This is a genomic window from Streptomyces sp. NPDC004752 (assembly GCF_053601275.1).
In genome coordinates this window covers 1-3,045 of record NZ_JBSGBN010000278.1, presented here as the reverse complement: position 1 = coordinate 3,045, position 3,045 = coordinate 1, and the positions used below count along the sequence as shown (strand labels likewise).

Below are 3,045 nucleotides of genomic sequence, written 5' to 3'. Positions count from 1 at the left end.
ACGTAGCGTTGCCCGTCGTTCACGGAGATGCTGCGTCTGGTCTGCACATCCCACACCCGGGCCGCCGCCGGGCCCGTACGACCCGGCCGGGCCGTCCGCGGTGTGGTGACCGCGCGGGCGCGTGCCCGGAGTGCCGGTGTCGGTGTCCTCGGTGTGGCCGCCCCGCGCATGCGGATCGGTGTGGCCGCCCCGCACGTGCGGACCGGGGGCGGCGCCGTCCGCTTCGGTGCCGTGGGCCGTCGTCCGGGGGGTCGGGGGGCCGCCCGCGCGCGTGCCCGGTTCCGTTCCCGCGCGGCCGGGGCCGCCGAAGGCCGTGCCGGGCCCGCCGGCCCCGAAGCGGCCGGCGTGGGTGTCCCTGCCGCCCGCCTCGGGACCCGCGCCGTGCGCCTGCCACGCCCCGCCCCGGCTCTCGATCCGTGGCGCGCCGCCCTGCCGGGACACGACCGGCGGCTCCACCCCACGGTGCTCCTGGGCGGCGGAGGCCGTACCCGGGGCGTCCCAGCCCGCCGTGCCGTAGACGTGCCGGGCGGGCCCGGAAGGCGCGCGCTGTCCGCTCCCCGGGGCCGCGGCGCGCTCGCCGTCCCCGGCGTACCCGATGGTCCCGGCGTACGCAGTGTCTTCGGCGTACTCGGCGTACCCGGCGTCCGACGCCTCCCCGGTGCGCGGGGTCACCCGTACACAGCCCTCGCCGTCGGGCGCCGTCCGCATCAGGGCCCTGGGCCCCCCGGACGGAGTGAGCCGCAGGGCGGACTCGCCGATCCGCAGCAGCGCGCCCGGCGCAAAGCGGACCGGGCGCTCGGCCACCCGCACGCCGTCCAGCGCCGTGCCGTTCGTGGAGCCGAGGTCGGCGACCGAGACACCGCCGTCGGCGGCGACCGTGACCGCGCAGTGGAGGCGGGAGACGTCGGGGTCGTCGAGCGGGACATCGGCGTCGGCGGAACGGCCGACGGTGACCCGGCCGCCGTGCAGCAGATGAACCCCGCCCGCGTCCGGGCCCGCGACCACGTGCAGCTGTGTCGGGGCGTCGTCCAGCTCCGGATGGGGCTCCGGCTCCGCGGGCGCGCCCAGGGCCAGCACGGCGCCGTCGACCAGCGGGGGCTCGCCGAGGGTGCAGCGCCGGGCATCCAGCCGCTCGGCGCCCGCGTACAGCACGACCGGGGCCGCGGCGTCCCGGCCCGCGCCACCGTCGCCGGCGACCGCCGAGGCGAGCGCCGACGTCACCGCCGCCAGGGCGGTGCCGACGGGCGCCGTGACCAGCACCTCGCGGCTTGCGGCGCGGCCCCGCTGCGGAGACGGGCCCAGCGGGTCTACGACGGTCAGCCGGATCTGCATCGCCGTCAGCGGTCCCTTCTGCACGGGCGCGGACTCCCCACCCCACACGAGCACGTCGGCCAGTACTGCACGCATCCTCGCACCTGTCACCCACAGCGCGCCCGCGACCCGGTGGTAAGTGATCTTGATTGGTCGGCTCTGCCCCCAAAAGTGCCTGACCGGTACCGCAAAAGTGGCTGACCGGTACCGGTCAGGTGATCACTTGGGAGCGCACCTGCCCCGGTTCGGCAACCTTTCGGCAACCAGGAGAGCGAGGGGAGCGTCTTTCCTTCGCACATGGACGGGAACGCTTATGTGGTGTCCCCGGAGGCGGCACTACAGTGGATCGGAACACCAGAGCAAGCAACAGAGCAAGCGACAGAGCAAGCAACAGGGAGCGCATGACGTGCGGCCGGTAGGCAGCAAGTACTTGCTCGAGGAGCCGCTCGGACGCGGCGCCACGGGCACCGTCTGGCGAGCCCGCCAGAGGGAGACGGCGGGCGCCGAGGCGGCCGTGCCCGGCCAGCCCGGTGAGACCGTCGCGATCAAGGTCCTCAAGGAGGAGCTGGCGAGCGACGCCGACATCGTCATGCGGTTCCTGCGCGAGCGGTCCGTCCTGCTCCGGCTCACCCATCCGAACATCGTCCGGGTGCGCGACCTCGTCGTCGAGGGTGATCTGCTCGCCCTGGTCATGGACCTCGTCGAGGGCCCCGACCTGCACCGCTACCTGCGCGAGAACGGCCCGTTCACGCCCGTGGCCGCCGCGCTGCTGACCGCCCAGATCGCCGACGCGCTCGGGGCCAGCCACGCCGACGGTGTCGTCCACCGCGACCTGAAGCCCGCCAACGTACTGCTCCGGCAGCAGGACGGCCGGATGAACCCGCTGCTGACGGACTTCGGCATCGCCCGCCTCGCCGACTCCCCGGGCCTGACCCGGACGCACGAGTTCGTCGGCACGCCCGCGTACATCGCGCCGGAGTCCGCCGAGGGCCACCCGCAGACCTCCGCCGTCGACATCTACGGCGCCGGCATCCTGCTGTACGAACTGGTCACCGGCCGTCCGCCGTTCTCCGGCGGCTCCGCCCTCGAAGTCCTGCACCAGCACCTGAGCGCCGAGCCGCGCCGCCCCTCCACCGTGCCCGACCCGCTGTGGACGGTGATAGAGCGCTGCCTGCGCAAGAACCCCGCCGAGCGCCCCAGCGCCGAGAACCTCGCGCGCGGCCTGCGGGTCGTCGCCGAGGGCATCGGCGTGCATGCCAACCCCGCCCAGATCGCCGCCGCCGAGGGCGTCGGCGCCCTGCTGGCCCCCGACCCGACGCCCACCGCCGTACCGGGCGTGCCCGGGGCGGCCGACCCGACCCAGGTGCTGCCGACGGGCGGGTCCGCGGGGGCGTACGACCCGAACGGCGCGACCAGCGTCCTGCCGCACTCCGGCGGCCCGGCGGGCGCCGCCGACCCCACCGCGGTGCTGCCGAACACCGGGGCGGCCGACCCGACCGCCGTCATGCCGCCGATGCCCCAGGGCCGGCCGGGCCAGCCCGGACAACAGGGGCAGCAGGGGCAGCAGCCCGATCAGCCGCACCCCTGGCAGAACCAGCTGCGCGCCGCCCGTGACCGCAACGACCAGACGCAGGTCCAGTACCTCGACCCGGACGAGGACCCGCTGCGCCGCCGCCCCCAGCGCCAGGTGGCCCGGCCGCAGCACCAGCCCGCGCCCCAGCATCAGCAGCGGCC

2 protein-coding genes are annotated in these 3,045 nt (G+C 75.9%); one reads left to right on the top strand and one right to left on the bottom strand.

Going from position 1 to position 3,045, the window contains the following annotated elements; all coding sequences use genetic code 11:
- On the bottom strand, positions 1 to 1,332 hold a 1,332-nt coding region (locus ACWEKM_RS46250; RefSeq protein WP_451627322.1), incomplete at its 3' end, for an FHA domain-containing protein.
- Positions 1,333 to 1,717: 385 nt separating this feature from the next.
- Between ACWEKM_RS46250 and ACWEKM_RS46245 the strand changes: the two genes are divergently transcribed.
- Positions 1,718 to 3,045, top strand: a 1,328-nt coding sequence (locus tag ACWEKM_RS46245) for a serine/threonine-protein kinase (protein WP_451627321.1), incomplete at its 3' end; no start/stop codon positions are given.